19 protein-coding genes are annotated in these 23,682 nt (G+C 47.8%); 2 read left to right on the top strand and 17 right to left on the bottom strand.

The genetic code is table 11. The annotated features are described in order from the left end of the window. Positions 1-10: 10 nt before the first annotated feature. The 5 genes from XMD530_RS07600 to XMD530_RS07580 all read right to left on the bottom strand — a co-directional run bounded on the left by XMD530_RS07600 (position 11) and on the right by XMD530_RS07580 (position 6,179). Positions 11-1,246, bottom strand: a complete 1,236-nt coding sequence (locus XMD530_RS07600) for an aspartate kinase (RefSeq protein ID WP_173494817.1) — start codon at positions 1,244-1,246, stop codon at positions 11-13. Positions 1,247-1,276: 30 nt separating this feature from the next. Beyond that, positions 1,277-3,871 carry an alanine--tRNA ligase gene (alaS, locus tag XMD530_RS07595; RefSeq protein WP_173507054.1) on the bottom strand — a complete coding sequence of 865 codons (2,595 nt, stop codon included), beginning with the start codon at positions 3,869-3,871 and terminating at the stop codon, positions 1,277-1,279. A gap of 165 nt (positions 3,872-4,036) precedes the next feature. Then, positions 4,037-4,525: a regulatory protein RecX gene (locus XMD530_RS07590; RefSeq protein WP_173495280.1), complete on the bottom strand. Its 489-nt coding sequence runs from the start codon at positions 4,523-4,525 to the stop codon at positions 4,037-4,039. A gap of 38 nt (positions 4,526-4,563) precedes the next feature. Further along, positions 4,564-5,610, bottom strand: coding sequence for a recombinase RecA (gene recA, locus XMD530_RS07585; protein ID WP_173506980.1), 1,047 nt, complete (start codon positions 5,608-5,610; stop codon positions 4,564-4,566). A 98-nt stretch (positions 5,611-5,708) separates the two neighbouring features. After that, a complete protein-coding gene (locus XMD530_RS07580; protein ID WP_173481432.1) occupies positions 5,709-6,179 on the bottom strand; it encodes a CinA family protein in 471 nt (156 codons plus the stop codon). 110 nt (positions 6,180-6,289) lie between these two features. Between XMD530_RS07580 and mutS the strand changes: the two genes are divergently transcribed. Continuing rightward, entirely contained in the window at positions 6,290-8,896 is a 2,607-nt protein-coding gene (gene mutS, locus XMD530_RS07575) for a DNA mismatch repair protein MutS (protein ID WP_173494815.1), read from the top strand. Positions 8,897-8,940: 44 nt separating this feature from the next. After that, on the top strand, positions 8,941-9,264 hold the full coding sequence (gene fdxA / locus XMD530_RS07570) for a ferredoxin FdxA (protein WP_173481434.1): 324 nt from the start codon (positions 8,941-8,943) through the stop codon (positions 9,262-9,264). On the opposite strand, the gene rpoS is transcribed toward fdxA, so the two are convergent. The 12 genes from rpoS to dnaE all read right to left on the bottom strand — a co-directional run bounded on the left by rpoS (position 9,265) and on the right by dnaE (position 23,682). Continuing rightward, entirely contained in the window at positions 9,265-10,257 is a 993-nt protein-coding gene (gene rpoS / locus XMD530_RS07565; RefSeq protein WP_173494814.1) for an RNA polymerase sigma factor RpoS, read from the bottom strand. It lies immediately after the preceding gene. 52 nt (positions 10,258-10,309) lie between these two features. Next, positions 10,310-11,035, bottom strand: a complete 726-nt coding sequence (locus tag XMD530_RS07560; RefSeq protein ID WP_217362076.1) for a peptidoglycan DD-metalloendopeptidase family protein — start codon at positions 11,033-11,035, stop codon at positions 10,310-10,312. A gap of 4 nt (positions 11,036-11,039) precedes the next feature. Then, complete coding sequence (locus XMD530_RS07555; RefSeq protein WP_217362077.1) at positions 11,040-11,984, bottom strand: DUF368 domain-containing protein; 945 nt, start codon at positions 11,982-11,984, stop codon at positions 11,040-11,042. A 6-nt stretch (positions 11,985-11,990) separates the two neighbouring features. After that, on the bottom strand, positions 11,991-12,626 hold the full coding sequence (locus XMD530_RS07550) for a protein-L-isoaspartate(D-aspartate) O-methyltransferase (protein ID WP_173481480.1): 636 nt from the start codon (positions 12,624-12,626) through the stop codon (positions 11,991-11,993). Positions 12,627-12,661: 35 nt separating this feature from the next. Beyond that, a complete protein-coding gene (gene surE, locus XMD530_RS07545; protein ID WP_173481436.1) occupies positions 12,662-13,414 on the bottom strand; it encodes a 5'/3'-nucleotidase SurE in 753 nt (250 codons plus the stop codon). A 46-nt stretch (positions 13,415-13,460) separates the two neighbouring features. Further along, positions 13,461-14,486, bottom strand: a complete 1,026-nt coding sequence (gene truD, locus XMD530_RS11510) for a tRNA pseudouridine(13) synthase TruD (RefSeq protein WP_173483411.1) — start codon at positions 14,484-14,486, stop codon at positions 13,461-13,463. Beyond that, on the bottom strand, positions 14,479-14,793 hold the full coding sequence (gene ftsB, locus XMD530_RS07535; protein WP_371731460.1) for a cell division protein FtsB: 315 nt from the start codon (positions 14,791-14,793) through the stop codon (positions 14,479-14,481). Before ftsB ends, truD begins: the two co-directional genes overlap by 8 nt. Before the next feature lie 38 nt (positions 14,794-14,831). Beyond that, complete coding sequence (gene eno / locus XMD530_RS07530) at positions 14,832-16,127, bottom strand: phosphopyruvate hydratase (protein WP_173506979.1); 1,296 nt, start codon at positions 16,125-16,127, stop codon at positions 14,832-14,834. Between the two features lie 15 nt (positions 16,128-16,142). Continuing rightward, positions 16,143-17,771: a CTP synthase gene (locus tag XMD530_RS07525; protein WP_173484534.1), complete on the bottom strand. Its 1,629-nt coding sequence runs from the start codon at positions 17,769-17,771 to the stop codon at positions 16,143-16,145. Positions 17,772-17,860: 89 nt separating this feature from the next. Further along, a complete protein-coding gene (tilS, locus tag XMD530_RS07520) occupies positions 17,861-19,138 on the bottom strand; it encodes a tRNA lysidine(34) synthetase TilS (protein ID WP_173495276.1) in 1,278 nt (425 codons plus the stop codon). Next, positions 19,138-20,097 (bottom strand): acetyl-CoA carboxylase carboxyl transferase subunit alpha, encoded by a 960-nt coding sequence (gene accA / locus XMD530_RS07515; RefSeq protein WP_173488743.1) that lies wholly within the window; start codon positions 20,095-20,097, stop codon positions 19,138-19,140. The genes tilS and accA overlap by 1 nt, the downstream gene beginning before the upstream one ends. Before the next feature lie 93 nt (positions 20,098-20,190). After that, the gene (gene dnaE / locus XMD530_RS07510; protein ID WP_173481443.1) at positions 20,191-23,682 is read right to left on the bottom strand and encodes a DNA polymerase III subunit alpha; all 3,492 of its coding nucleotides are present in this window, start codon (positions 23,680-23,682) and stop codon (positions 20,191-20,193) included.

Below are 23,682 nucleotides of genomic sequence, written 5' to 3'. Positions count from 1 at the left end.
TAGATAGCGATTATTCAGCGACGCTGTCTGCTTGGTCGAGTTCAAACGCACTGTGCAGCGCACGAACCGCTAGCTCCATGTACTTCTCTGAAATTACTACAGAGACCTTGATCTCGGAAGTTGAGATCATCTGGATATTGATATTCTCTTTCGCCAGGGTTGTGAACATATTGCTTGCAACGCCTGCGTGAGAACGCATACCCACACCCACGATAGAGACTTTAGCAATCTTATTGTCGCCTTTCACTTCACGTGCACCCAGCTCATTAGCCGTCTCTTCAAGGATAGCCAAGGCTTTATCGTAATCATTACGGTGTACTGTGAATGTAAAGTCGGTAGTCTGATCTGCTGCTACGTTTTGAACGATCATATCTACTTCGATATTGGCAGACGAGACAGGACCTAGGATACGTGATGCAATACCTGGAAGGTCAGGCACGCCCAACACCGTCAGTTTTGCTTCGTCACGGTTAAACGCGATGCCTGAAATAATTGGATTTTCCACGCTATCAGTTTCCTCTGTAGTAATAAGTGTACCGCCACCATCTTGGAAGCTAGACAATACACGTAATGGAACATTGTATTTACCTGCAAATTCAACCGAGCGAATCTGCAAAACCTTTGAACCGAGACTGGCCATCTCTAGCATCTCTTCAAAGGTGATTTTATCGAGACGACGGGCACCTTCTACCACGCGCGGGTCTGTCGTGTAGACGCCGTCGACATCCGTGTAGATCTGACACTCATCAGCTTTTAAAGCAGCCGCCAGAGCAACACCCGTTGTATCAGAGCCACCGCGACCTAGGGTCGTGATATTGCCGTCATCATCCATGCCCTGGAAGCCAGCTACAACTATGACGTTACCTTCATCAAGATCTGAACGCATTTTGCTGGTATCGATGCTTTGGATACGCGCTTTGGTGTGTGAGCTATCAGTATGGATACGGACCTGACCGCCAGTGTAAGACTTCGCACCTAGACCACGCTTTTTCAGAGCCATAGAGAGCAGTGAAATCGTCACCTGCTCACCCGTTGATACCAAAACATCGTATTCACGTGGATCTGGATTATCAGTGATATCTTTAGCAAGACCGATAAGACGATTGGTCTCACCGCTCATAGCAGAGACAACCACGACAATGTCGTGCCCCTGATCCTTAAATCGTTTTACTTTGTCAGCGACTGCTTCAATACGCTCTACTGAACCTACTGAGGTACCGCCATACTTTTGTACAAATAAAGCCATCTATCTCTATTTCCAATTAACGCTGCACGATTAAAGTGCAGCTCTAACTAATTCGGGTACCGCAGCAATCGCCTGAGGAAGAGCCGCTATATCGGTGCCACCGCCCTGAGCCATATCAGGTCGACCACCGCCTTTACCGCCAAGTTGAGTGGCAAGCTCACGAATCAGATCACCCGCTTTTACTTGACCAGTAAGGTCTTTCGTCACACCCGCGACAAGGCTAACCTTTTCTCCATCGTGCGCTGCAAGCACAACCACACCCCTGCCCAACTTATTCTTAAGCTGATCCAGCATGTCGCGAAGCGATTTAGGGTCAACACCTTGAACTTCTGTTGCCAAAACCTTGATACCGTTGATCTCAAGCGCCGACGAGAGCAACTCACCACTCTGGGCAGCCGCCAGTTTTGCATTCAATCGTTCGATCTCTTTCTCAAGGGAACGGCTACGTTCGTTCAATGCTTGGAATTTCTCTAGCAGTGAATCTCGAGAACCTTTAACCATTGAGCCGAGTTCGCCCAGTAGTGACTCACTCTCTTCAAACCAGTTAAGGGCAGCTAGACCGGTAATCGCTTCGATGCGGCGCACGCCTGATGCAATACCTGACTCAGAGACGATCTTCATCATACCGATATCACCGGTACGGGAAGCATGGGTACCGCCACAAAGTTCTACTGAGAAATCGCCACCCATTGAGAGCACACGAACTTCGTCATCATACTTTTCACCAAATAGGGCTTGAGCTCCGCGCTCCTTCGCAGCATCAATCGCCATGACTTCAGTTTCCACTGACGTATTTGCGCGAATCTGTTCATTGACCATCTGCTCAACAGTTTTTAGCTCTTCGTCGGTAACCGCTTCAAAGTGTGAGAAGTCAAAACGGAGACGTTCATCATTACACAGTGAGCCTTTCTGCTGCACATGTTCACCCAGCACGCGACGAAGCGCTTCGTGTAAAAGGTGCGTAGCTGAGTGGTTAAGAGCCGCAGCTTGACGACGAGCTTTGTTAACCAGTGCGTTAACTTGGTCTCCGACCTTTAAAACGCCCTCAGTCACAGAGCCGTGATGAACATGGCTCTTACCCTCTTTTGTACAGTTTGCCACATCAAACGTACCGCGATCCCAAACCAGCTGACCAGTATCACCGACCTGACCACCCGATTCAGCGTAGAAAGGTGTACGAGCCATCACCACAAGACCGGACTCTCCAGCAGATAGCTCTGTGACTGATTCGCCCTCTTTGAAGATCGCTTCAATCTCAACACGATCTTCAAGAAGCTCATAACCAGAGAACTCGGTAACGCCATCGATCTCTAGCTTATCGTTGTAATCCACATTGAATGAGCCTGATGCACGAGCACGTTCACGCTGATCAGCCATTGCTGCTTCAAAGCCTTCCATGTCAATGGTCAGTTCACGCTCGCGCGCAACATCGGCGGTCAAGTCAACCGGGAAACCATAAGTGTCATAGAGTTTGAATACTGCTGAGCCAGGAACGACCGTACCCTGAAGATTTGCAATCTCCTCTTCAAGAAGTGCCAGTCCTTTGTCTAGGGTACGAGCAAACTGCTCCTCCTCTTTAAGAAGCACTCGCTCAACCTGTTCCTGCATTTTTGCAAGCTCAGGATAGGCTTCGCCCATCTCTTTAACTAGGGGCGCAACCAATTTGTAGAAGAAGGTTCCTTGAGCACCGAGTTTATTACCGTGACGAATGGCGCGGCGCATAATACGACGAAGAACATAGCCACGCCCTTCGTTTGAAGGCGTCACGCCATCAGTGATTAAGAATGAACATGAACGGATATGGTCAGCGATTACGCGAAGTGATTTGTTATCGCGATCCTTGGTACCAATTACTTCAGCTGTCGCTGCAAGTAGGTTTTGGAACAGATCAATTTCGTAGTTCGAATGAACGCCCTGCATAACGGCAGCAATACGTTCAAGACCCATACCGGTATCAATTGAAGGGCGCTCTAGCGGTGTCATTTCACCATCAGCAGAACGGTTGTACTGCATAAAGACAACGTTCCAGATCTCGATGTATCGATCCCCATCTTCCTCTGGGCTTCCTGGTGGGCCACCCCAAACATCAGGACCATGATCGAAGAAAATCTCTGTACATGGACCACAAGGACCTGTATCACCCATCGCCCAGAAGTTATCTTCATCAAGCTTAGAGAAACGCTCTGGGTCGATACCCATGGTCTCTTTCCAGATACGTTCTGCCTCATCATCACTGTGGTGAACGGTTACCCATAGACGCTCTTTTGGAAGACCCAAGGTTTCCGTTAAGAAGGTCCAAGCAAATCGAATGGCATCTTCTTTAAAGTAATCGCCAAAGCTGAAGTTACCCAACATTTCAAAGAAAGTGTGGTGACGAGCAGTGTAGCCTACGTTCTCTAGGTCATTGTGTTTACCACCGGCACGAACACAACGTTGCGAGGTTGTTGCTCGAGAGTAGTTGCGTTTATCGCTACCCAGGAATACGTCTTTAAACTGAACCATACCTGCGTTGGTGAAAAGCAGTGTGGCATCGTTGCCAGGGATCAGTGGGCTTGAAGAAACCACCTCATGTCCCTGACTAGCAAAATAGTCCAGAAATGCGTTTCGAATTTCAGCACTGGTCATCTTTTTCATAGAATCAGCCGAGTCTCTATCATCTTAAATTGACACCAAAATAGCCGTACCTAAATTCATACAGGTACAACCTTGGCAAAATAGCGGATAAGTATATACAAACTAGAGTGAAACTCGTAGGGGGTAGTGCGGGGGAATTGACCAAATTAACGGTGATTAGTCGTAATCGGGATCACTATTTTGATAACGAAATGCGTATTCGATTTCACCATAGTTGAAACCACGTCCAGCCATATGTCTAAACCATTTTGCTTTCACTTTCATATCTTCAGGAGGCTCTTCACCAAATTTGCGTTTTAGATACTCAAGCGCGACCTGCTTGGGATCGTCTTTGCGACTATCTAATAACTCTTCGATTAATTGCTTAGAAATTCCTTTACGACTCAGATCGAAAGCTATTTTCTTACCACCTTGCCCCTGATCGGATTTCACTCGAATGTAGCTCTCTGCAAAGCGGCTATCAGATTGATACCCCTCTTCAACAAGGTAAGTTAACACCCTCTCTATGAGTTCAGGTTTTTCACATCTTTTTGCAAGACGCTCACGTAATTGACTCTGCGAATACTCTTGCCTAGCCAAATAACTGAAGGCAAAGGACCTTAGCTCGGATTCTGTTTCTATAGGTCTCTTTTGTCGTTTTTGCATAGAAATAAAAAAGGGGCCGAAGCCCCTCTATTCTGTGATTAAAATTCTAACTCTGCATTAGTTTCAGAACCTTCATCACCTTTTTCAGGCTTGGCTGGTACAGATAGCAACTCTTTACGAATTTGTGACTCAATTTCGTTAGCGATCTCTGGATTTTCTTCCAGGAACTTGGCTGCATTCGCTTTACCCTGCCCGATCTTATCGCCATTGTATGCGTACCAAGCACCACTCTTATCAATCAGCTTTTGCTGCACACCTAGGTCGATTACTTCGCCCATGTGATAGATACCTTTGCCGTACATAATCTGGAATTCTGCTTGGCGGAATGGCGGAGCAACTTTGTTTTTAACAACTTTTACACGAGTCTCGTTACCGATAATCTCATCACCCTGCTTCACCGCACCAGTTCGGAGAATATCCAAACGAACTGAAGAGTAAAACTTAAGCGCATTACCACCCGTAGTCGTCTCAGGGTTACCAAACATGACACCGATTTTCATTCGAATCTGGTTGATGAAGACTAGCAAACAACCTGACTGTTTAACGGTACCCGTCAGTTTACGAAGTGCTTGAGACATCAAGCGTGCTTGCAAACCGACGTGCGAATCACCCATATCACCTTCGATTTCAGCTTTAGGCGTCAATGCAGCAACCGAATCGACAATGATCACATCAACAGCGCCCGAGCGAGTTAGCATGTCGGTAATTTCAAGTGCTTGTTCACCTGTGTCCGGCTGAGAAACAAGAAGCGAGTCGACATCAACACCAAGTTTCTCAGCATAAATCGGATCTAAAGCGTGTTCAGCATCCACGAATGCACAAGTTTTACCCTGCTTTTGAGCTTCAGCTATCACTTGCAGGGTTAGTGTTGTTTTACCAGAGGACTCTGGACCGTAGATCTCTACAACACGTCCGTAAGGAAGACCGCCTATACCTAGGGCAATATCCAATCCTAGTGAGCCAGTTGAAACTGCAGGGATAGCCTCACGAGGCTGCTCACCCATGCGCATGACTGCGCCTTTACCGAACTGTCGTTCTATTTGTGAGAGTGCTGCGTCTAATGCTTTCTTACGATTCTGATCCATGAGAAATTCCTTGAGCTGTCTACTGGCTAACTACTGTATTAATAACCAGTATTAAAGCACAGGTAAAAAATATGTCAAACAGGAATACGAAAATAATTTCACAAACGCTCTAAGAGCCCCGTAATAGCTGCATTTATGGTCGCCTGCCGAATTACGGAACGATCTCCATCGAACTTAAAACAGCGCGCTTCTGACTGTTTATTAGGTATCTTCCAGGCAATCCATACAGTACCGACAGGCTTATCTTTACTACCACCAGTGGGACCAGCTATACCAGTCACAGCGACCGCCAAATCCACGCCCTCTTGATTTGCCGCCCCTTCAGCCATCGACTTAGCAACGGGCTCACTTACTGCACCCCACTGATCAATCAATTCGTTTGGAACACCCAATAAACGCTGCTTAGCTTCATTGGAGTAGGTAACTAGACCACTATCAAACCACTGTGATGAGCCCGATATATCAGTGAGCGCCTGAGCAATACCACCGCCGGTGCAAGACTCTGCCGTCGCCATCATTAATCGTGCATCAATCAGCTTTTTAGCCAACAGATCAATTTGCTTATTCATCACTCTTCACAGTCAAAGCTTTCATTAAAATTTATTGTTCTCGTCACTCGATAATCAAACAGATTCAAGTAGAATCTGATCTTTAGCTCGCTTTAATAATTGTAAATTTTATGTCCAATAGTCCACAAGATCTTTCCCAGCACACGCCAATGATGCAACAGTATTTACGCATCAAAGCCGATCACCCACATGAATTTCTGTTCTATCGCATGGGGGATTTTTATGAGCTTTTTTACGACGATGCTAAACGAGCTGCCGAGCTGTTGGACATTTCGCTAACTGCACGTGGCAAATCGGGCGGTGAGCCCATTCCAATGGCCGGAGTCCCTTTTCATTCAGCCGAGGGCTACGTCGCCAGGCTGGTTAGACTGGGTGAGTCCGTTGTCATCTGCGAGCAAGTAGGTGATCCAGCCACCAGCAAGGGGCCGGTTGAGCGTCAAGTTGCTCGAATCATCACACCTGGCACATTGACAGACGAGGCGTTTCTAGAGGAGCGTCGTGATAATCTTTTAGCCGCCATTTATGAACATAAAAATCGATATGGCCTAGCAGTACTGGACATTAGCGCAGGTCGCTTTCATGTCTCTGAACTCGACACTTCAGCATTCGCACACTCCGAAATCGAGCGACTAAAGCCTGCAGAGCTGCTTGTCTCAGATGAGCTTGCTGAGCAAGAGTGGATCCAGTCGCTTCGTGGTCTTGGCCTGAGGCGCCAGCCACCTTGGGCGTTTGAGATTGAGACCGCACATCGAATCCTAAACGAGCAATTCAAAACTCGAGACCTAGTGGGGTTTGGCTGTGAAGGCATGTCACTTGCTGTTGCGGCGGCTGGCTGTTTAATGCAATACGCTAAAGATACTCAGCGAAGCGCTCTACCCCACATCAACAGTTTAATCGTAGATAAGGGTAACGAGGCGGTTCATATCGACGCCGCTACACGTAAAAATCTTGAGATCGATGTCAACCTCAATGGTGGTAGCGAGCAAACCCTGGTCTCTGTTTTAGATAGAACTAAGACACCTATGGCTGCCAGAATGCTGCGCCGATGGCTGCACAGACCCCTTCGTAATATCACTGCTCTACAAGAACGACAGCAAGCCATCCAATGGATGCTGGATCAGTTCCGTTTTGAAGCCTTTGACGATGTCATGCGCTCAATTGGCGATATAGAGCGAATTCTGTCACGTGTTGCTCTGCGCTCAGCTCGACCAAGGGATCTAGAGCGTCTCAAATTGGCACTGAATGCGCTACCAGACATCCAAGAATTACTGACAGATTGCGAAGGCAATCGACTCATCCACCTCAAACAGGCTGTCTCTTCCTTTCCGGATCTAGCCTCGCTTTTGAGCCGAGCTATTAAAGTGAATCCTCCCGTTGTCATTCGTGAAGGCGGTGTCATTGCCAGTGGCTACGATGCTGAGCTTGATGAGCTTCAGGGCCTGAGTGAAAACGCAGGTAGCTATCTAATTGACCTCGAGGAACGTGAACGAGTTCGCACAGGCATCGCCACACTTAAGGTTGGCTACAATCGCGTGCACGGCTACTTTATTGAGGTCGGTAAAGCCCAACAGTTTGAACCTCCAGTAGAGTATCAACGCCGTCAGACTCTTAAGAACGCAGAGCGTTTTATAACACCGGAACTTAAAGAGTTTGAGGATAAAGCACTTAGCGCGAAAAGCCGTGCATTGGCCCGCGAAAAAGCCCTCTATGATGAGCTGCTCGATCTACTTGCCGAACAGCTTACTCCTCTTCGTTCATCAGCCGAGGCACTGGCAGAGTTAGATTTGCTACGCAACCTCGCTGAACGCGCCTCTACTTTGGAATACAGCTGCCCAGCTTTGATTAATTCGGCTAGTTTAAGGATTACTGAAGGTCGCCACCCTGTTGTTGAACAGGTGTTAGACACGCCCTTTGTCGCCAACAATGCCGAACTCAATTCAGAACGACAGATGCTGATGGTGACCGGTCCAAATATGGGTGGTAAATCCACCTATATGCGACAAATAGCCATCATTACCTTAATGGCTCAGATTGGCTCCTTTGTTCCGGCCAGCAGCGCGGAAATTGGCATCGTCGATCAAATCTTCACTCGAATGGGTAGCTCCGATGACCTGGCGGGCGGACGCTCTACCTTCATGGTTGAGATGACCGAAACGGCTAACATACTGCATAACGCAACAGAGCGCTCTTTAGTTCTAATGGATGAGGTAGGAAGAGGCACAAGTACATTTGATGGCCTATCACTTGCATGGTCCGCAGCAGAGTATTTAGCTAAAGAGTGTAAGGCTCTGACGCTATTCGCAACCCACTATTTTGAACTAACACAACTATCAGAGCTTATTGACGGCGTCGTCAATGTGCACTTAACGGCTGTTGAACATAACGACCATATTGTCTTTATGCATGAGGTCCAAGAGGGGCCTGCAAGCCAGAGTTACGGTCTGCAAGTTGCTCAATTGGCAGGTGTACCTCGCTCAGTGATTCAAAGTGCCCGATCAAAACTGATTCAGCTCGAAGAGGGGAGCCAATCTCAACCTCTTACTTCAACCAGCCTCAAAACAGCTGGAGCGGCATCACCACAACAAAACGATCTCTTTATCGCTCCTATTCCATCTGAGAGCGACTTAAAGTTAAAAGCATTGGATCCTGACTCACTCACACCTAGAGAGGCATTGGACCTAATCTATGAGCTCAAACAGTTAGTTGAGAAATACTGATCCGCTTAATCTATACTCAATAGAAAGCTGATGGGAGGTAACACATGACGTTTATCGTGACCGAAAACTGTATCAAGTGTAAGTATACGGATTGTGTCGATGTGTGCCCCGTGGATTGTTTTTACGAAGGCCCCAATTTCTTAGTGATACATCCTGATGAGTGTATCGATTGCGCACTGTGCGAACCTGAATGCCCTGCTCAAGCTATTAAACATGAGGATGACCTTCTCCCACAGGAGGATATCTACTACAAACTCAATGCCGAACTGAGTGAGCAGTGGCCAAACATCCGTTACCGGAAGGCACCACTCTCTGATGCTGAAGAGTGGAATGGAAAAACCGACAAGCTAGCGTTACTAGAGCGTTAGCTACAGCCTAAACAGCGAATCGACGTTAAGACCATTCTCTAAACAGATCGCTCTAAGCTTTTTGAGTCCTTCCACCTGAATCTGTCGTACCCTTTCGCGAGTCAGGCCGATTTCATTACCCACCATTTCCAGGGTCTGAGCATCAAAACCACGCAAGCCGAAGCGTCGAGAGATAACCTCGCAATGTTTTTCTGGAAGCGTGCCTATCCAATATTCTAGATTCTTGTGAAGGTCTTCATCGGCGTTATGGTCATCGGGGGACTTAACATTTTCATCCGAAATGACTTCCGTTAGCGATCGACCATCCTCTGTTGCCACAATATCCAAAGACCCAACGCGTTGATTCAACCGCATAATCTTTTCAACATTCTCCAGAGGCTCATCTAGATGACGAGCCACATCTTCTGGGGTCGGCTCACGATCCAGTGTAAGAGAGAGCTCACGTGCAACGCGAAGATAGTTGTTCAACTCTTTAAGAATATGGATGGGTAGACGTATGGTTCGCGTCTGGTTCATGACCCCACGTTCAACCGCTTGGCGAATCCACCAAGTGGCATAGGTGGAAAAACGAAAGCCTTTTTCAGGGTCAAACTTTTCTACTGCACGAATAAGTCCAAGATTACCCTCTTCAACGAGATCCATCAGTGATAAGCCGCGATTTTGGTAACGACGCGCAATGTTAACCACCAACCTCAGATTAGCCTCGATCATTCGCGCACGGGATTTCATGCACCCCTCTTGTTGGATCGCTCTACCCAAAGATTTCTCTTCATCGGGCGTCAACAGCGAGGCAGCACCAATTTCATTGAGGTAGAGTTGGGTCGAGTCCAGCTGACCTGCTGAGATTAAATCTTCATGAGCCACACCGTCTTTACCACGACGAGAGTCGACGACTGTCTCATGCTCATTTTGATTATTATTCTGTTCGCCATCTAAAAGATCTAAATCATCTGACGACTCATCATTGAACTCAATCTTGCTGTCTGAATTCATACTGCACTCACTTCATCAAGCTATTGGGTGAGGGCTTGTTGAAACGTTCGGGCTATCGTTTGGGTAGATAGCGCAACGGATCAACCGGCTTACCGTCTTTTCGAATCTCAAAGTGAAGCATGGGAACCGTTGCTCCGCTGCTTCCAAGCTCAGCAATCACTTGCCCCGCTTTTACCTGCTGATTCTCTTTAACCAGAATTTTACTGTTGTGCGCATAGGCACTCAAAAACTCTTGGCTATGACTGATAATGACAAGATTTCCGTATCCTAGCAAACCGCTGCCGGCATATACCACCTGCCCAGGTGCTGCTGCTTTAACTGCATCACCCAGTTTGCCAGAGATATCCAAACCTTTATTGCCACCCTCTTTAGCTGAATACCTAGCAAGAATCTTGCCAGAATGTGGCCAACCCCAAGAAAAATTTGTCACGACTGGCGCAACTCTCTTTTTAGGTGATGGGGTTTTGTTGACTGATTGCTTAGCAACCGCTCTAGAGGGGGGCTTTGAAGGAGTAGCAACAGGGCTGCCTTGAGTTTTTAAAACCTGGCCGGCGTATATTAGATCTTTATCTTTAATGCCATTGATTGCTGCCAATCTTCTGTGATCGATCCCTAATTTAAAGGCGATACCAATCAAAGTATCACCCGATCGAACACGATACTCACCGGCACCGATGGTGGGTCGCTGAAGACCTAGTGACTGATCTGAAACTGGGGCATACCCTGTGCTACAAGCAGAGAGAAGTAGCGCAAATGCAAGTAAAGCAGTGAGCCGCAAACAGTTAGCCTCTCGATGGCAGTCTATCGATTAACAGAACAACCGCTAAGCCAAACAGCATCAATAGAATGGCCAACACTAGTTGAGATGGTTCACCCGTAAGATCTGTAAAGGCTGTTGGGGTAACATTCTGCTCCACGAGCGGCACCTGATGCCCTTTAGAGTTGATGGTGTAAGAGAGTGTGTACTTCCATGGCCACACCTTATTGAGTGAACCCAGCAAAAAACCTGACAACAGCGCTAAAGTCATTGAGCGATAATGATTGAAAGCCCAACTCAATACTCGAGAAAACGCCAATAAACCAGAGGCCGCACCAGCGGCAAACAGTGCGATAACAGCAAAATCAAACTCTTTAATCGCTGTCAGAATGGTCGTATACATCCCTAATAGAAGCAGAATAAAGCTACCTGAGATACCTGGAAGAATCATGGCACAGATGGCAATCATCCCTGCAAAAAAGACCATCAGCGCCGAATCAGGCACACTACTGGGCGACATGGAGGTCAACAAATAGGCCAACACCGCGCCAAGAACAAAGACGGACATCCGATTGGCGCACCAACCTGCAACATGACGAGCCACACTCCATGTTGACGCAAGAATCAAACCAAAGAAGAACGACCACAACAGAACCGGGTACTCGTCTAGGAGAAACAGAACCGTCTTCGCCAATAAGATGATACTGAGCGCGATACCGGCTACAAGGACCAACAAGAAGGTTCCGTTAACCTGTTTCCAGGCAGCCACTAAGCCTTTCTTAAAAAGAACATTCAGTGCTTTCAAATCGAAGCGACGAATCGAGTGAATGAGCTCTTCATAGATACCGGTAATGAAGGCAATAGTTCCACCTGAAACACCAGGAACAGCATCAGCCGCACCCATCAACATCCCTTTCAATAACAACTTAAAATATTGAAACGCTGTGCGCTGCTTATTTAAATGATCCATTGTCTATTAACTTACCAACCCATTGAGTAGAGGAACAAACTTAACCGGCTCTATCACTTTGGTCTCAAAATGCGAATCACTGCGTCGCAAAATGCGAACCAGTTTTTGCTCTTCATCTCCAACAGGGGCCACTAAAACGCCACCCACCTTCAATTGCTTCTTCAAAGATTCAGGAATAACTGAGGGGGCTGCCGTTACCATAATGGCATCAAACGGTGCCTCATGCTCGAGCCCCATTCCACCATCAGTGTGAAAAAGAGAGACATTACTCAATCCCAAGTAGCCCAGTACAGATGCAGCTCGCTCTTGTAACGGAAGAATTCTTTCTACACTGAAAACCTGCTGACAGAGCTGAGCAAGAACTGCTGTCTGATAGCCAGATCCCGTGCCAACTTCTAACACCTTATCTTTAGCACCAAACTCCAACAGCAACTCGCTCATTCTAGCGACAGTGTAGGGTTGAGAGATGGTTTGGTTATATCCAATTGGCAGCGCGGTGTCTTCATAGGCTTTATGCGATAGCGCTTCATCAATGAAGAGATGACGGGGCGTTTCAACGATCGTCTCTAATACCGCTTTATCGGTGATCCCTTGATCCTGCAAGCGATTGAGAAGCCTCTCTCTTGTTCGGCGTGAAGTCATTCCGATCCCTTCACGTAAAAGCTGTTGGGACACTATTACTGCTCCAACCAATCAGCCACCTGATCAAGATCAGAGTAGCGAGTCATATCCAGCTGCAGAGGGGTGACCGCAACATAGCCATTTTCAACCGCATAGAAATCGGTACCTTCAACACGATCTTTGGCTTCACCGACGGCGGCAATCCAATAGCGAGTTCGACCTCGTGGGTCTTGAGTAGGTAGTGGCGGTTCGCCAGCACTGCGGTGGCCCAAACGGGTAATTTGCACACCCTTTAATTGATCCATAGGGAGATCAGGAACATTCACATTAATGACGGTTCTCGGTGCAACCTTCAAGGATTCAATATTCGCGACCAGATCAGCCACTACCTGTGCGGCCGTTTCATAGTGTTTAGGGTGAAAATTGCAGGTCGATACTGCTATAGGTGGTAGTGTCAAATGACGACCTTCGGTTGCCGCAGCCACGGTACCTGAATAGACAATATCGTCACCCAAGTTTGCACCCGCATTGATACCGGAAACGACGATATCAGGGATATCACCATCTGAGAAAATCCCAGAAACCCCTAAATGCACACAATCGGTTGGCGTTCCATCGACTCCAAAATAACCACTACTATGCACAATTGCATCAAGAGGACGATCCAAGGTTAACGAGTTACTAGCACCGCTTCTATTACGATCAGGTGCTACAACCGTACAGCGGTGACCTGCCTCTTTTAGACGTTCAGCAAGAACCCGCAACCCCGGTGCGTAAACACCATCATCATTGGAAACCAAAATATGCATCTAGTTATCTCTTATCTATTATTGGCTCAATCCTAAGTGGAAAGGGTTACCAGACACACAGCTCACGCAAAACACTCGTGGCAAACGAGCCTGATGGAAGAGAGAAACTGAGTTTTACGACCTGTTCCTCTAGCACTTCCACATGCAAATCTCTTGGGACCAATCGCATACTGCGACGCTCTTGTCTAAGCCCAAGCGTTTCCAACCCCTCAGATATTTGAGGATACCCCGCGACGACCGACTTTTCTATCATCTGAGCCTTATCCAGGGAGTATAATTCGCCTTTACCCCACATCGGCGCAGTCAAATGCAGATCGCACTGATCGAAACGGGCTTTTTGATCAGGATCATTAGCGTCGTAACGATGAACTTTTTGCGTGAAGTCTTCGATCAAGACATCCCCATCGAGAGGGCTATCCCAGGTGCCTTGATCTATACGAGTGGAGATCACTCGATTGAATAGATAGGAACGCAGTGCCGAAATGTACATGCTGCGTTTGTTGCGCTGACGTTCAACCAACTCACCCGACAGGATAGCCAATCCTGAGTGAAGATTACCGAACGACTGACCAAATCGCTGCTCACCAAAGTAGTTAGGAACCCCTGATTCAAGAGAAGTCGCTTTATGCAGAAGTCGATTTACATCAGAGACCTCTCTGAGGGTAATCTCAAATCGGTTACCCTTAAGATGACCGAGTTTAATCTTGCGACGATGTTTACTCGACTTGAGAACATTGATCGTATCACCACCGAATAACGCCCAGTTAAGCACACGTCGAGATCCGGGCAGATGGACACTGAACCACTGCTCAGTTACGGCATGGCGATCTTTTTTACCTGCGTAGGCCACATCTCTGGGGCTGACCTGGCAGAAGTTAGCTAGCTGACGCGCCACCCAATCGGTGTTTTCACCGCGTTTCTGAATGTATAGGTAGTGATGTTCGCCTTCCCCCTCTGGTTCATACCCCAAATCTTCAACAACACGAAAATCCTCTGGTGCAGAACGAAGCTGTGCCTTCACATCGGGTTGGCCGTTCACATAGCTGAAAGGCTCTACAACAAATTCAGTCACTATCCATCTCCGATGGTGTCAAAGGCTTAACCACCTGATAAAAAGTCTCCTCTTTACCGATCATTCCCATTTCAGATCGGGCTCTCTCTTCGAGTGCTGACAAGCCGCGTTTTAGATCTTGCACTTCAGCTTCCAGCTCTGAGTTTCGCTCCAACAGCCTCTGGTTAATCTTGCGCTGCTCTTCAATATCGCTCTGTACCTGCCAAATTTGAGGCAAGCTTGGCTCTCCGAACCAGAGTCGATACTGAAGCGCCACTGCCATTAGGAGCAGAATTAACCAAAACCAACGCAAGCTGTTTTTCTCCACAAAAAAAGGGCCTAAGGCCCTTTTATATCATGTTTCTATTAACCCTGGCCTTTAATCTCAACTAGGCCTCGGTATGCTGCTGCAGCACCCAACTCCTCTTCGATACGAATGAGGCGGTTGTACTTAGCAACACGGTCCGAGCGACAAAGTGAACCGGTCTTAATTTGCCCAGCGGCTGTTCCCACTGCAAGGTCAGCAATGGTTGTATCTTCAGTTTCGCCAGAACGGTGTGAGATAACTGCAGTGAAGCCAGCATCCTGAGCCATTTTAATCGCATCCAAGGTTTCAGACAGTGAACCGATCTGGTTGAACTTAATCAAGATCGAGTTACCGATGCTCTGTTCGATACCACGAGATAGAATCTTAGTGTTGGTTACGAATAGATCGTCACCAACTAGCTGAACCTTATTGCCGATCTTGCTTGTCAGGCTCGCCCAACCATCCCAATCAGACTCATCCATGCCATCTTCAATAGAGACAATTGGGTAGTTTTCAGTCAATGCTTTAAGGTAGTCACCGAATCCTTCTGAATCAAACTTCTTACCTTCACCCGCAAGATCGTACATACCCTCTTTATAGAACTCAGACGATGCACAGTCTAGAGCCAGAGTAACATCTTTACCTAACTCGTAACCTGCGTTAGCGATCGCCTCTTTAATAACAACCAGAGCCTCTTCGTTAGACGCAAGGTTTGGCGCAAAACCACCTTCGTCACCAACCGCTGTATTAAGGCCTTTAGCTTTAAGCACCGCTTTTAACGCGTGGAAAATTTCAGCACCGCAACGAAGTGCTTCGGCAAAACTTGATACGCCAACCGGCTGCACCATGAACTCTTGGATATCAACGTTGTTATCCGCGTGCTCACCACCGTTCAAGATATTCATCATTGGCACAGGCATAGAGTAGCGACCTGGAGTACCATTGATCTCTGCGATGTGTTGGTAAAGTGGAATGTTTTTAGCTTGCGCAGCCGCTTTAGCAGCAGCAAGTGAAACAGCAAGAATGGCGTTCGCACCAAATTTGCTCTTATTCTCAGTACCGTCAAGCTCAAGCATCTTGTTATCCAGAGCGCGTTGATCAGTCACATCCATACCAACAAGGGCATCTTTGATTTCGCCGTTCACGGCAGCGACAGCTTTAAGCACGCCTTTGCCTAGGTAGCGAGATTTATCACCATCACGTAGCTCTAGTGCTTCACGTGAACCAGTTGATGCACCCGATGGCGCACAAGCAGACCCCATGATGCCGTTCTCAAGAACAACGTCCGCTTCAACCGTTGGGTTACCACGTGAATCCAATACTTCACGTGCTTTGATGTTTGCAATTGTAGTCATTTCCCTAACTCCTAATTAGCTGTTCGCTTGGTACTCAAGCGCAGCGCCAATAAATCCTTTAAATAGACCGTGTCCATCACGTGGTGTAGAGGTGAACTCTGGGTGGAATTGACAAGCCACAAACCACGGATGATCTGGTGCTTCCACAACCTCGACTAATTCACCATCCGTTGAACGACCTGAGATAACAAGTCCGGCAGCTTCTAGCTGTGCAACGTAATTATTGTTCACTTCATAACGATGGCGGTGACGTTCAACAACTTCAGTTGAACCATAGGCTTCAGCAACATGCGTGCCCGCTTTAAGATGACATAACTGAGCACCTAGGCGCATAGTGCCACCTAGATCTGAATCATCAGTACGCTGTTCAACTTCACCGGTGTGATCCGTCCACTCAGTAATCAAACCGATAACAGGGTGCTCAGCTTCTGTATTGAACTCCGACGAGGTCGCACCCGCCAAGCCAGCAACATTACGTGCGTACTCAATTACAGCAACCTGCATGCCAAGGCAGATACCAAGGTAAGGGACTTTATTTTCACGAGCGTAACGTACCGCCTCGATCTTACCCTCAACACCACGCTCACCAAATCCACCAGGTACTAGGATCGCACTGAAGTCCTTAAGGATCTCAACCCCTTCCCGCTCAACACGTTCAGAATCGATGTATTCGATTTTTACTTTCTTACGATGTGAGATGCCTGCGTGTGATATCGCCTCGATAAGAGACTTGTAGGCATCCAGAAGTTCCATGTATTTACCGACCATCGCGATGGTCACTTCACCCTCTGGATTCAAAAACGCATCAGCTACCGCATTCCACTCACCTAGATCAGCCTTAGGGCAATCCAGGTTAAATCGTTCAACAACGATCTGATCCAAACCTTGTGCTTCTAACATCGCAGGGATTTTGTAGATGGTATTTGCATCAGGCAATGAAATAACAGCGCGCTCTTCTACGTTGGTAAACATAGAGAGTTTTTTAGCTTGTGATTCAGGCAGCGCAAAATCAGAGCGGCATACCAAAATATCAGGCTGAATACCGATAGAGCGCAGCTCTTTCACAGAGTGCTGTGACGGCTTAGTTTTAATCTCACCGGCCGTAGCAATGTAAGGCACAAGTGTGAGGTGCATGAACATAGCGCGGTTTGAGCCCAGCTCCACTTTCAGCTGACGAACAGCCTCCAAGAACGGCAAGGACTCAATATCACCAACGGTACCGCCAATCTCACAGAGAGCGATATCAGCATCACCTGCACCTTCGATAACGCGGCGCTTAATCTCATCAGTGATGTGAGGAATAACCTGAACAGTTCCGCCTAGGTAATCACCACGGCGCTCTTTACGAAGAACGTGTTGATAAATACGGCCTGTCGTAAAGTTGTTTCGCTTGCCCATGGTCGTACGAATAAAACGCTCGTAGTGGCCAAGGTCCAAATCGGTTTCAGCACCATCTTCGGTGACAAATACCTCACCATGCTGAAACGGACTCATAGTACCAGGATCCACGTTAATGTATGGATCGAGCTTAAGCATGGTGACTTTAAGACCACGCGCTTCCAAAATTGCCGCGAGAGAGGCCGAAGCAATGCCTTTGCCCAATGAGGAAACAACACCACCGGTGACGAAAATATAGCGCGTCATGCAGAACCTGTCAGATAGAGTTTGTAGGGAGTTCTAGCGAACTCAAGATGGGAAATCAGTCTACCAAAAGAGCGCTTTGGTAACAAACATCAAACGACCCAATTTAGTAAAAATCCGTCTTTAACACAGACTTTTTCATCCAGCCATATTTCAGGAATCGCCACCACCTGACCCGACGAACAGACAATTGGCCAACACTCTCTTAACCAAGGTGGGATTCGATGCTCATTCATCAGCTTTTTAATACTGACATGCCCCCCGCGAGACTCAATGTAAACAGACTCACCTGGCTCTCGAGCTCGAAGAGTTAGCTTCATATCTACCGGCAGCCCAGCCTCAGATCTAATGGCGCTCAACTGACCAGGACCAAATGTCACTGTCTCATCAGACACCACCCACTCCATGGACTCACAGGGTTGACGTTCAATATCAGGTGATAAAAATAACTTCTCATCATAGGCGCGCAAAATCACTGTGGAAAATTGCCACTCACCCTTTGCTTTTACATCCAGCTTTGCAATCGATTCCAGCTGTTTCTCCGAGCCTACCCTCTGGCCAGCAGAACTTAACCAGTGATAGAGAAGATTTTTCTTACGTGCCAGCGAGAGCTGCAGCAGGAGTGCCAAGGAGAGAACCCCCTCCTCTAGCTGACAACGTTCAAGATCCATCTGCGCCAGCGCTTCATGCAATTCACTCGCTTCGCTCAAACGTGACGCTGTTTTAGCCAGCGTAGATTTCCAGTCAGGCCATTGAGCGCTCAAAACGCCCGACAAATCTCTACGAATCCAGTTTCTGGTAAAGCTTGTATCAAGATTACTGGGATCATCCACCCAAGCAATCTGCAACTCTTTGGCCGCTGACTCGATATCAGACTTTGTCGTATTCAGAAGCGGTCTGAAAAGCTCTCCTTCCCCAACCGATCTATTTGAAGCAATTCCCGAAAGCCCATTAACACCTGAGCCTCTAAAGAGGTTAAAGAGGACCGTTTCGGCTTGATCATCTTGGTGGTGGGCTAGCAGCAAAGCCTCTTTGGGCTTTAAACGCTTGTTAAATGCAGAGTAACGCGCCTGCCTTGCGCTCTCTTCAGACGAGGAGTCACAGGTCACTTTTTCTGATTCAAAAGAGACACCCCATTCGGATGCTGATTCAGCACAAAATCGCTCCCAGCTATCAGAACCGCTTTGCAGCTGATGATTAACATGCAGTGCTGACAAGCGATCAGGAGGGAGTATGTCAGAACAGAGCTTGAGAAGCAGGCTTGAGTCTAGACCGCCGCTGTAGGCAACGACCCAATGCTCAATATGGGGATGATGTAGAAAAAAAAGCCGCAGACTCTCTCGAATATCTGCGGCTGTTTTATTGCTCATTAACGACCAATTGCGCCGTAAGAGAGAATTCGCTGATAACGTTGATCCAGCAACTCTTGATCAGCTAGGCCAGTCAGTTTTTGCAGTGAGGCTTGCAACTGCTGCTTAAGACTAGCGGCCATCAACGCGGGATCACGGTGCGCACCACCCAACGGCTCAGCAACAATCTGATCAACCAGACCCAGTTCGTGGAGACGCTCAGACGTGATACCCATCGCTTTAGCTGCGTCTGAAGCACGCTCTGCGCTCTTCCATAGAATTGAAGCACAGCCCTCTGGGGAGATGACTGAGTAAGTTGAGTACTGAAGCATTAGTAGCTCATCGCAGATACCGATAGCCAATGCACCACCAGAACCCCCTTCACCAATCACCGTTGCGATAATAGGCGTCTTCAACTTAGACATTTTCGCAAGGTTGAATGCAATCGCTTCGGATTGACCACGCTCTTCAGCATCGATGCCTGGGTAGGCTCCTGGAGTATCGATAAAGGTAAGAATCGGCATGTTGAATCGCTCTGCCATCTCCATCACACGGAGTGCTTTACGGTAACCTTCTGGACGAGGCATACCAAAGTTGCGACGAACCTTCTCTTTGACTTCACGACCTTTCTGATGACCAATCACAGCAACAGGCTGACCATCCAAACGACCAATACCACACACAATCGCCTGATCATCAGCAAAATGACGATCGCCATGAATCTCTTCAAACTCATCGATGATGTATTTGATGTAGTCCAGAGTGTATGGGCGTTGCGGATGGCGAGCTAATTGAGAAACCTGCCAAGCACTCAGGTCAGAGAAGATTGAACGAGTCAGAGAGTGACTTTTTTCACGAAGGCGCGATACCTCGTCAGAGAGATTGATACTCTCATTATCTTCGCCAACGTGTTTAAGTTCATTGATCTTTGCTTCCAGATCAGCAATTGGCTGTTCAAAATCAAGGTAGTTGGGGTTCATACAATTCGCTTCTAAAAGATAAAACTGATTGTTGAATTCTACCGCGCACGCAAAAAAGTAGCCACCCTAGGTGGCTAAATACTGTCAGGAAAACTAGTAGATCAGCGAGACGCTCTGATTACCAAACTGCTCGCGAAGTGATTGCATCAAGTCGTCATCAGGAGAGACAATCCACTCTGAGCCAAGCTCAATCCGACCCTTCGCCTCAGCACAGCTATAGTCAATCACAACAGGCATACCCTGCTGATAAGCGCGTGCTTTTTTCAAAGAGTCCTGCAACATTCTCAAGCTTTGTTGAGTTAACCCCTTTGCGTCGGCCTTAATCGTTAACGACTTCGCATAACGAATACGGGCATCCGCGACACTTAATACCTGCTGCCCACGCACCTTGAGGCCACCGTTATAGTCGTCTTGAGCCACCTCTCCTTCCACCACAATCACCTGATCTTTTTGAATCAGACGACGCGCTTCATCATAGGTTTCACCAAACAGACTCACATCGATACGAGCAGATCGATCATCCAAGGTTACAAAGCAGAGATTTTCGCCTCGCTTGGTCTTTTTAACACGCAGGTCGACAACCAAGCCGGCCATTTTTTGAGCTCGCCCTCTAGCCGGTTGAAGCTCTTGTAGTTTGCGAGAAACAAAGTGTTTTAATTCAGACTCATACTCATCAATAGGGTGACCCGTCACGTAAAGACCGAGGGTATCCTTCTCGCCATTCAGACGCTCTTTGTCGCTCCACTCGCGAGCATTCATGAACTGCTCGAAAGGATCGGCATCGACAACCTCTTCAGACTCACCAAACAGGTCGAACATTCCCGCATCTTGATTGCGCGCATCTTGATCGGCCGACTGCAAAGCTGCAGGTATAGCGGCCCACAACACCGCTCGATTGGGACCTAAGGCATCAACAGCACCAGAGCGTACTAAGGATTCAAGCACTCGCTTGTTGAGTTTTTTAGACCCTACTCGTTTACAGAAATCGAACAGATCTTTAAACGCTCCCGATTTCCGAGCCTCCATGATCGCTTCAACAGGACCCTCACCTACGCCTTTAACCGCTCCAAGCCCGTAGACAACCTCCTGATTTGGACCCACCGTAAATTTGAACTCACTCAAATTAACGTCGGGAAGCAGTACTTTAAGCTTCATTTGACGACACTCTTCAATGAAGATCACCACCTTGTCGGTGTTCTGCATATCAGAGGACATAACAGCAGCCATGAATGGCGCTGGATAGTAGGTTTTTAGCCAAGCTGTTTGGTAAGAGACCAATGCATAGGCAGCCGAGTGGGATTTGTTAAATCCGTAACCCGCAAATTTTTCAACCAGGTCAAAGATATTACCGGCCAGTTTTTCATCAATGCCCTGAGCGCTTGAGCCCTCAATGAAAAGATGTCGCTGTTTCGCCATCTCTTCTGGTTTTTTCTTACCCATCGCTCGACGCAGCATATCCGCTCCGCCCAGCGTATAACCCGCCATCACCTGAGCGATCTGCATGACCTGCTCTTGGTAGAGAATGATGCCGTAGGTCGGCTCCAATACCGGCTGAAGAGAATCCAGCTGGTAATCAGGGTGAGGCCAAGCCATCTCAGCGCGGCCATGCTTACGGTTAATAAAGTCATCAACCATGCCAGATTGCAAAGGACCGGGACGAAACAAGGCCACCAGTGCGACGATATCTTCGAAACGTGACGGCAAGAGACGACGAATCAAATCTTTCATACCACTGGATTCGAGCTGGAAAACCGCCGTAGTCTCTGCACGCTTGAGTAGAGCGTAGACCTCTGGATCCTCTAAATCGATCGCTTCAATTCGCAGCGGCTCTTCGCCTTCAATCTCTTTCTGTTTATTGATGGTCTCAAGTGCCCAGTCAATGATAGTCAGGGTTCTAAGGCCCAAGAAGTCGAACTTAACGAGACCCGCTTCTTCAACATCATTCTTATCAAACTGGGTCACCAAGCCCTGACCTTCAGCATCACAGTAAGTTGCCGAGAAATCGGTCAGTTTGGTTGGAGAGATCACCACACCACCGGCGTGCTTACCTACATTTCGAGTAACCCCCTCGAGTTTGTAGGCCATCTCCATAATCTCTTGAGCCTCTTCACTGCCTTCAACGAACTCGCGAAGCGCCTCTTCCTGCTCCCAAGCTTTATTGAGTGTCATTCCCACTTCAAATGGGATCAATTTAGAGAGGCGGTCAGCAAGACCGAAGGGCTTACCTTGAACACGCGCCACATCTCGAACCACCGCTTTAGCCGCCATGGTACCGAAGGTAATGATTTGCGAAACGGCATCGCGCCCATAGGTTTGAGCGACGTAGTCAATGACTTGATCTCGATTATCCATACAGAAATCGATATCAAAGTCCGGCATCGAAACACGTTCCGGGTTAAGGAAACGTTCGAACAGAAGATCGTACTCAAGTGGGTCAAGGTCGGTAATTTTAAGGACATAGGCGACCAATGAGCCGGCACCCGAACCACGCCCTGGCCCTACAGGAATACCATTCTCTTTAGCCCATTTAATGAAGTCCATGACGATCAGGAAGTAACCTGGGAAACCCATCTGGATGATGATATCCAGCTCAAACTTCAACCGCTCATCATAAGCCTTACGAATCTCAGCAAACTCTTCGGAGTTTCGATCAAAAAGAAAATCGAGGCGCTCTTCTAAACCGACTTCAGACACTCTCCTGAAGTAGTCATCCATCAACACCCCTTCAGGTATTGGGAATCTTGGCAGGTAGTAAGTTCCAAGTTCAATCTCGATGTTGCATCGTTTGGCGATTTCAACGCTGTTTTCGATCGCTGAGGGAATATCAGAGAAGAGCTCAATCATCTCCTCAGAGGATTTGAAATATTGCTGATCAGAGTAATCTCTTGGACGCGTCGGATCATCCAAAGTGCGCCCCTGGTTAATACAGACTCGCGCTTCATGAGCATCAAAGTCATCCTCGCGGACAAACATCACTTCATTGGTTGCAACGACAGGACAACCCAGCGACTGGGCAAGCTCGATACTTTTATGGATGACCGTCTCTTCATCAGAGCGCCCTGTTCTAACCAATTCCAGATAGAAGGCATCTGGAAAAAGATCCATCCAATATTGCAGACGAGCCTCTAAATCCGCCTGACCAGATAGGATCGCCTGACCTATCTCCCCACGGCGACCGCCCGAGAGCGCGATCACACCCTCAGATTTTTCAGCAATCCAGCTTTTATAGATAAGCGCACGCTCAGGGTCGAGTGACTGACCTTCGGCATAGGCTCTAGAGACCAGTTCGGTGAGATTACGATAACCCAAGCCGTTTTTAACGAGCAGCGTCAACTGGGTCGGTGGCGACTCCGGATCGGCATCATCTACCACCCAAAAATCGACCCCGCAGATTGGTTTAATCCCCGCCGCAGTGGCCGCTTTGAAGAACTTAACCAACGCATAGAAGTTGGTCTGATCGGTTAACGCAACAGCGGGCATCTGCGCCTGTGCAGCATGCTTAACTAGCTCTTTAACACGAACCAGACCATCATAGAGTGAGAACTCAGAGTGCGCACGAAGATGGACGAACGATGCGTCAGTCAT

The organism is Marinobacterium sp. xm-d-530 (assembly GCF_013283365.1).
In the GTDB taxonomy this organism is placed as follows: Bacteria; Pseudomonadota; Gammaproteobacteria; order Pseudomonadales; family Balneatricaceae; genus Marinobacterium_E.
The sequence above is the reverse complement of the archived record's forward strand: the minus strand, read 5'-3'. Positions and strand labels throughout refer to the sequence as shown.

Bases quoted from the DNA above. Each gene is read 5' to 3' on its own strand.
- fdxA (WP_173481434.1), top strand. From the start codon at position 8,941: ATGACGTTTATCGTGACCGAAAACTGTATCAAGTGTAAGTATACGGAT.
- surE (WP_173481436.1), bottom strand. From the start codon at position 13,414: ATGCATATTTTGGTTTCCAATGATGATGGTGTTTACGCACCGGGGTTG.
- tilS (WP_173495276.1), bottom strand. From the start codon at position 19,138: ATGAGCAATAAAACAGCCGCAGATATTCGAGAGAGTCTGCGGCTTTTT.
- XMD530_RS07550 (WP_173481480.1), bottom strand. From the start codon at position 12,626: ATGACTTCACGCCGAACAAGAGAGAGGCTTCTCAATCGCTTGCAGGAT.
- XMD530_RS07590 (WP_173495280.1), bottom strand. From the start codon at position 4,525: ATGCAAAAACGACAAAAGAGACCTATAGAAACAGAATCCGAGCTAAGG.
- recA (WP_173506980.1), bottom strand. From the start codon at position 5,610: ATGGATCAGAATCGTAAGAAAGCATTAGACGCAGCACTCTCACAAATA.
- XMD530_RS07555 (WP_217362077.1), bottom strand. From the start codon at position 11,984: ATGGATCATTTAAATAAGCAGCGCACAGCGTTTCAATATTTTAAGTTG.
- dnaE (WP_173481443.1), bottom strand. From the start codon at position 23,682: ATGACTGACGCATCGTTCGTCCATCTTCGTGCGCACTCTGAGTTCTCA.
- XMD530_RS07580 (WP_173481432.1), bottom strand. From the start codon at position 6,179: ATGAATAAGCAAATTGATCTGTTGGCTAAAAAGCTGATTGATGCACGA.
- rpoS (WP_173494814.1), bottom strand. From the start codon at position 10,257: ATGAATTCAGACAGCAAGATTGAGTTCAATGATGAGTCGTCAGATGAT.
- accA (WP_173488743.1), bottom strand. From the start codon at position 20,097: ATGAACCCCAACTACCTTGATTTTGAACAGCCAATTGCTGATCTGGAA.
- XMD530_RS07600 (WP_173494817.1), bottom strand. From the start codon at position 1,246: ATGGCTTTATTTGTACAAAAGTATGGCGGTACCTCAGTAGGTTCAGTA.
- eno (WP_173506979.1), bottom strand. From the start codon at position 16,127: ATGACTACAATTGCAAACATCAAAGCACGTGAAGTATTGGATTCACGT.
- XMD530_RS07525 (WP_173484534.1), bottom strand. From the start codon at position 17,771: ATGACGCGCTATATTTTCGTCACCGGTGGTGTTGTTTCCTCATTGGGC.
- alaS (WP_173507054.1), bottom strand. From the start codon at position 3,871: ATGACCAGTGCTGAAATTCGAAACGCATTTCTGGACTATTTTGCTAGT.
- mutS (WP_173494815.1), top strand. From the start codon at position 6,290: ATGTCCAATAGTCCACAAGATCTTTCCCAGCACACGCCAATGATGCAA.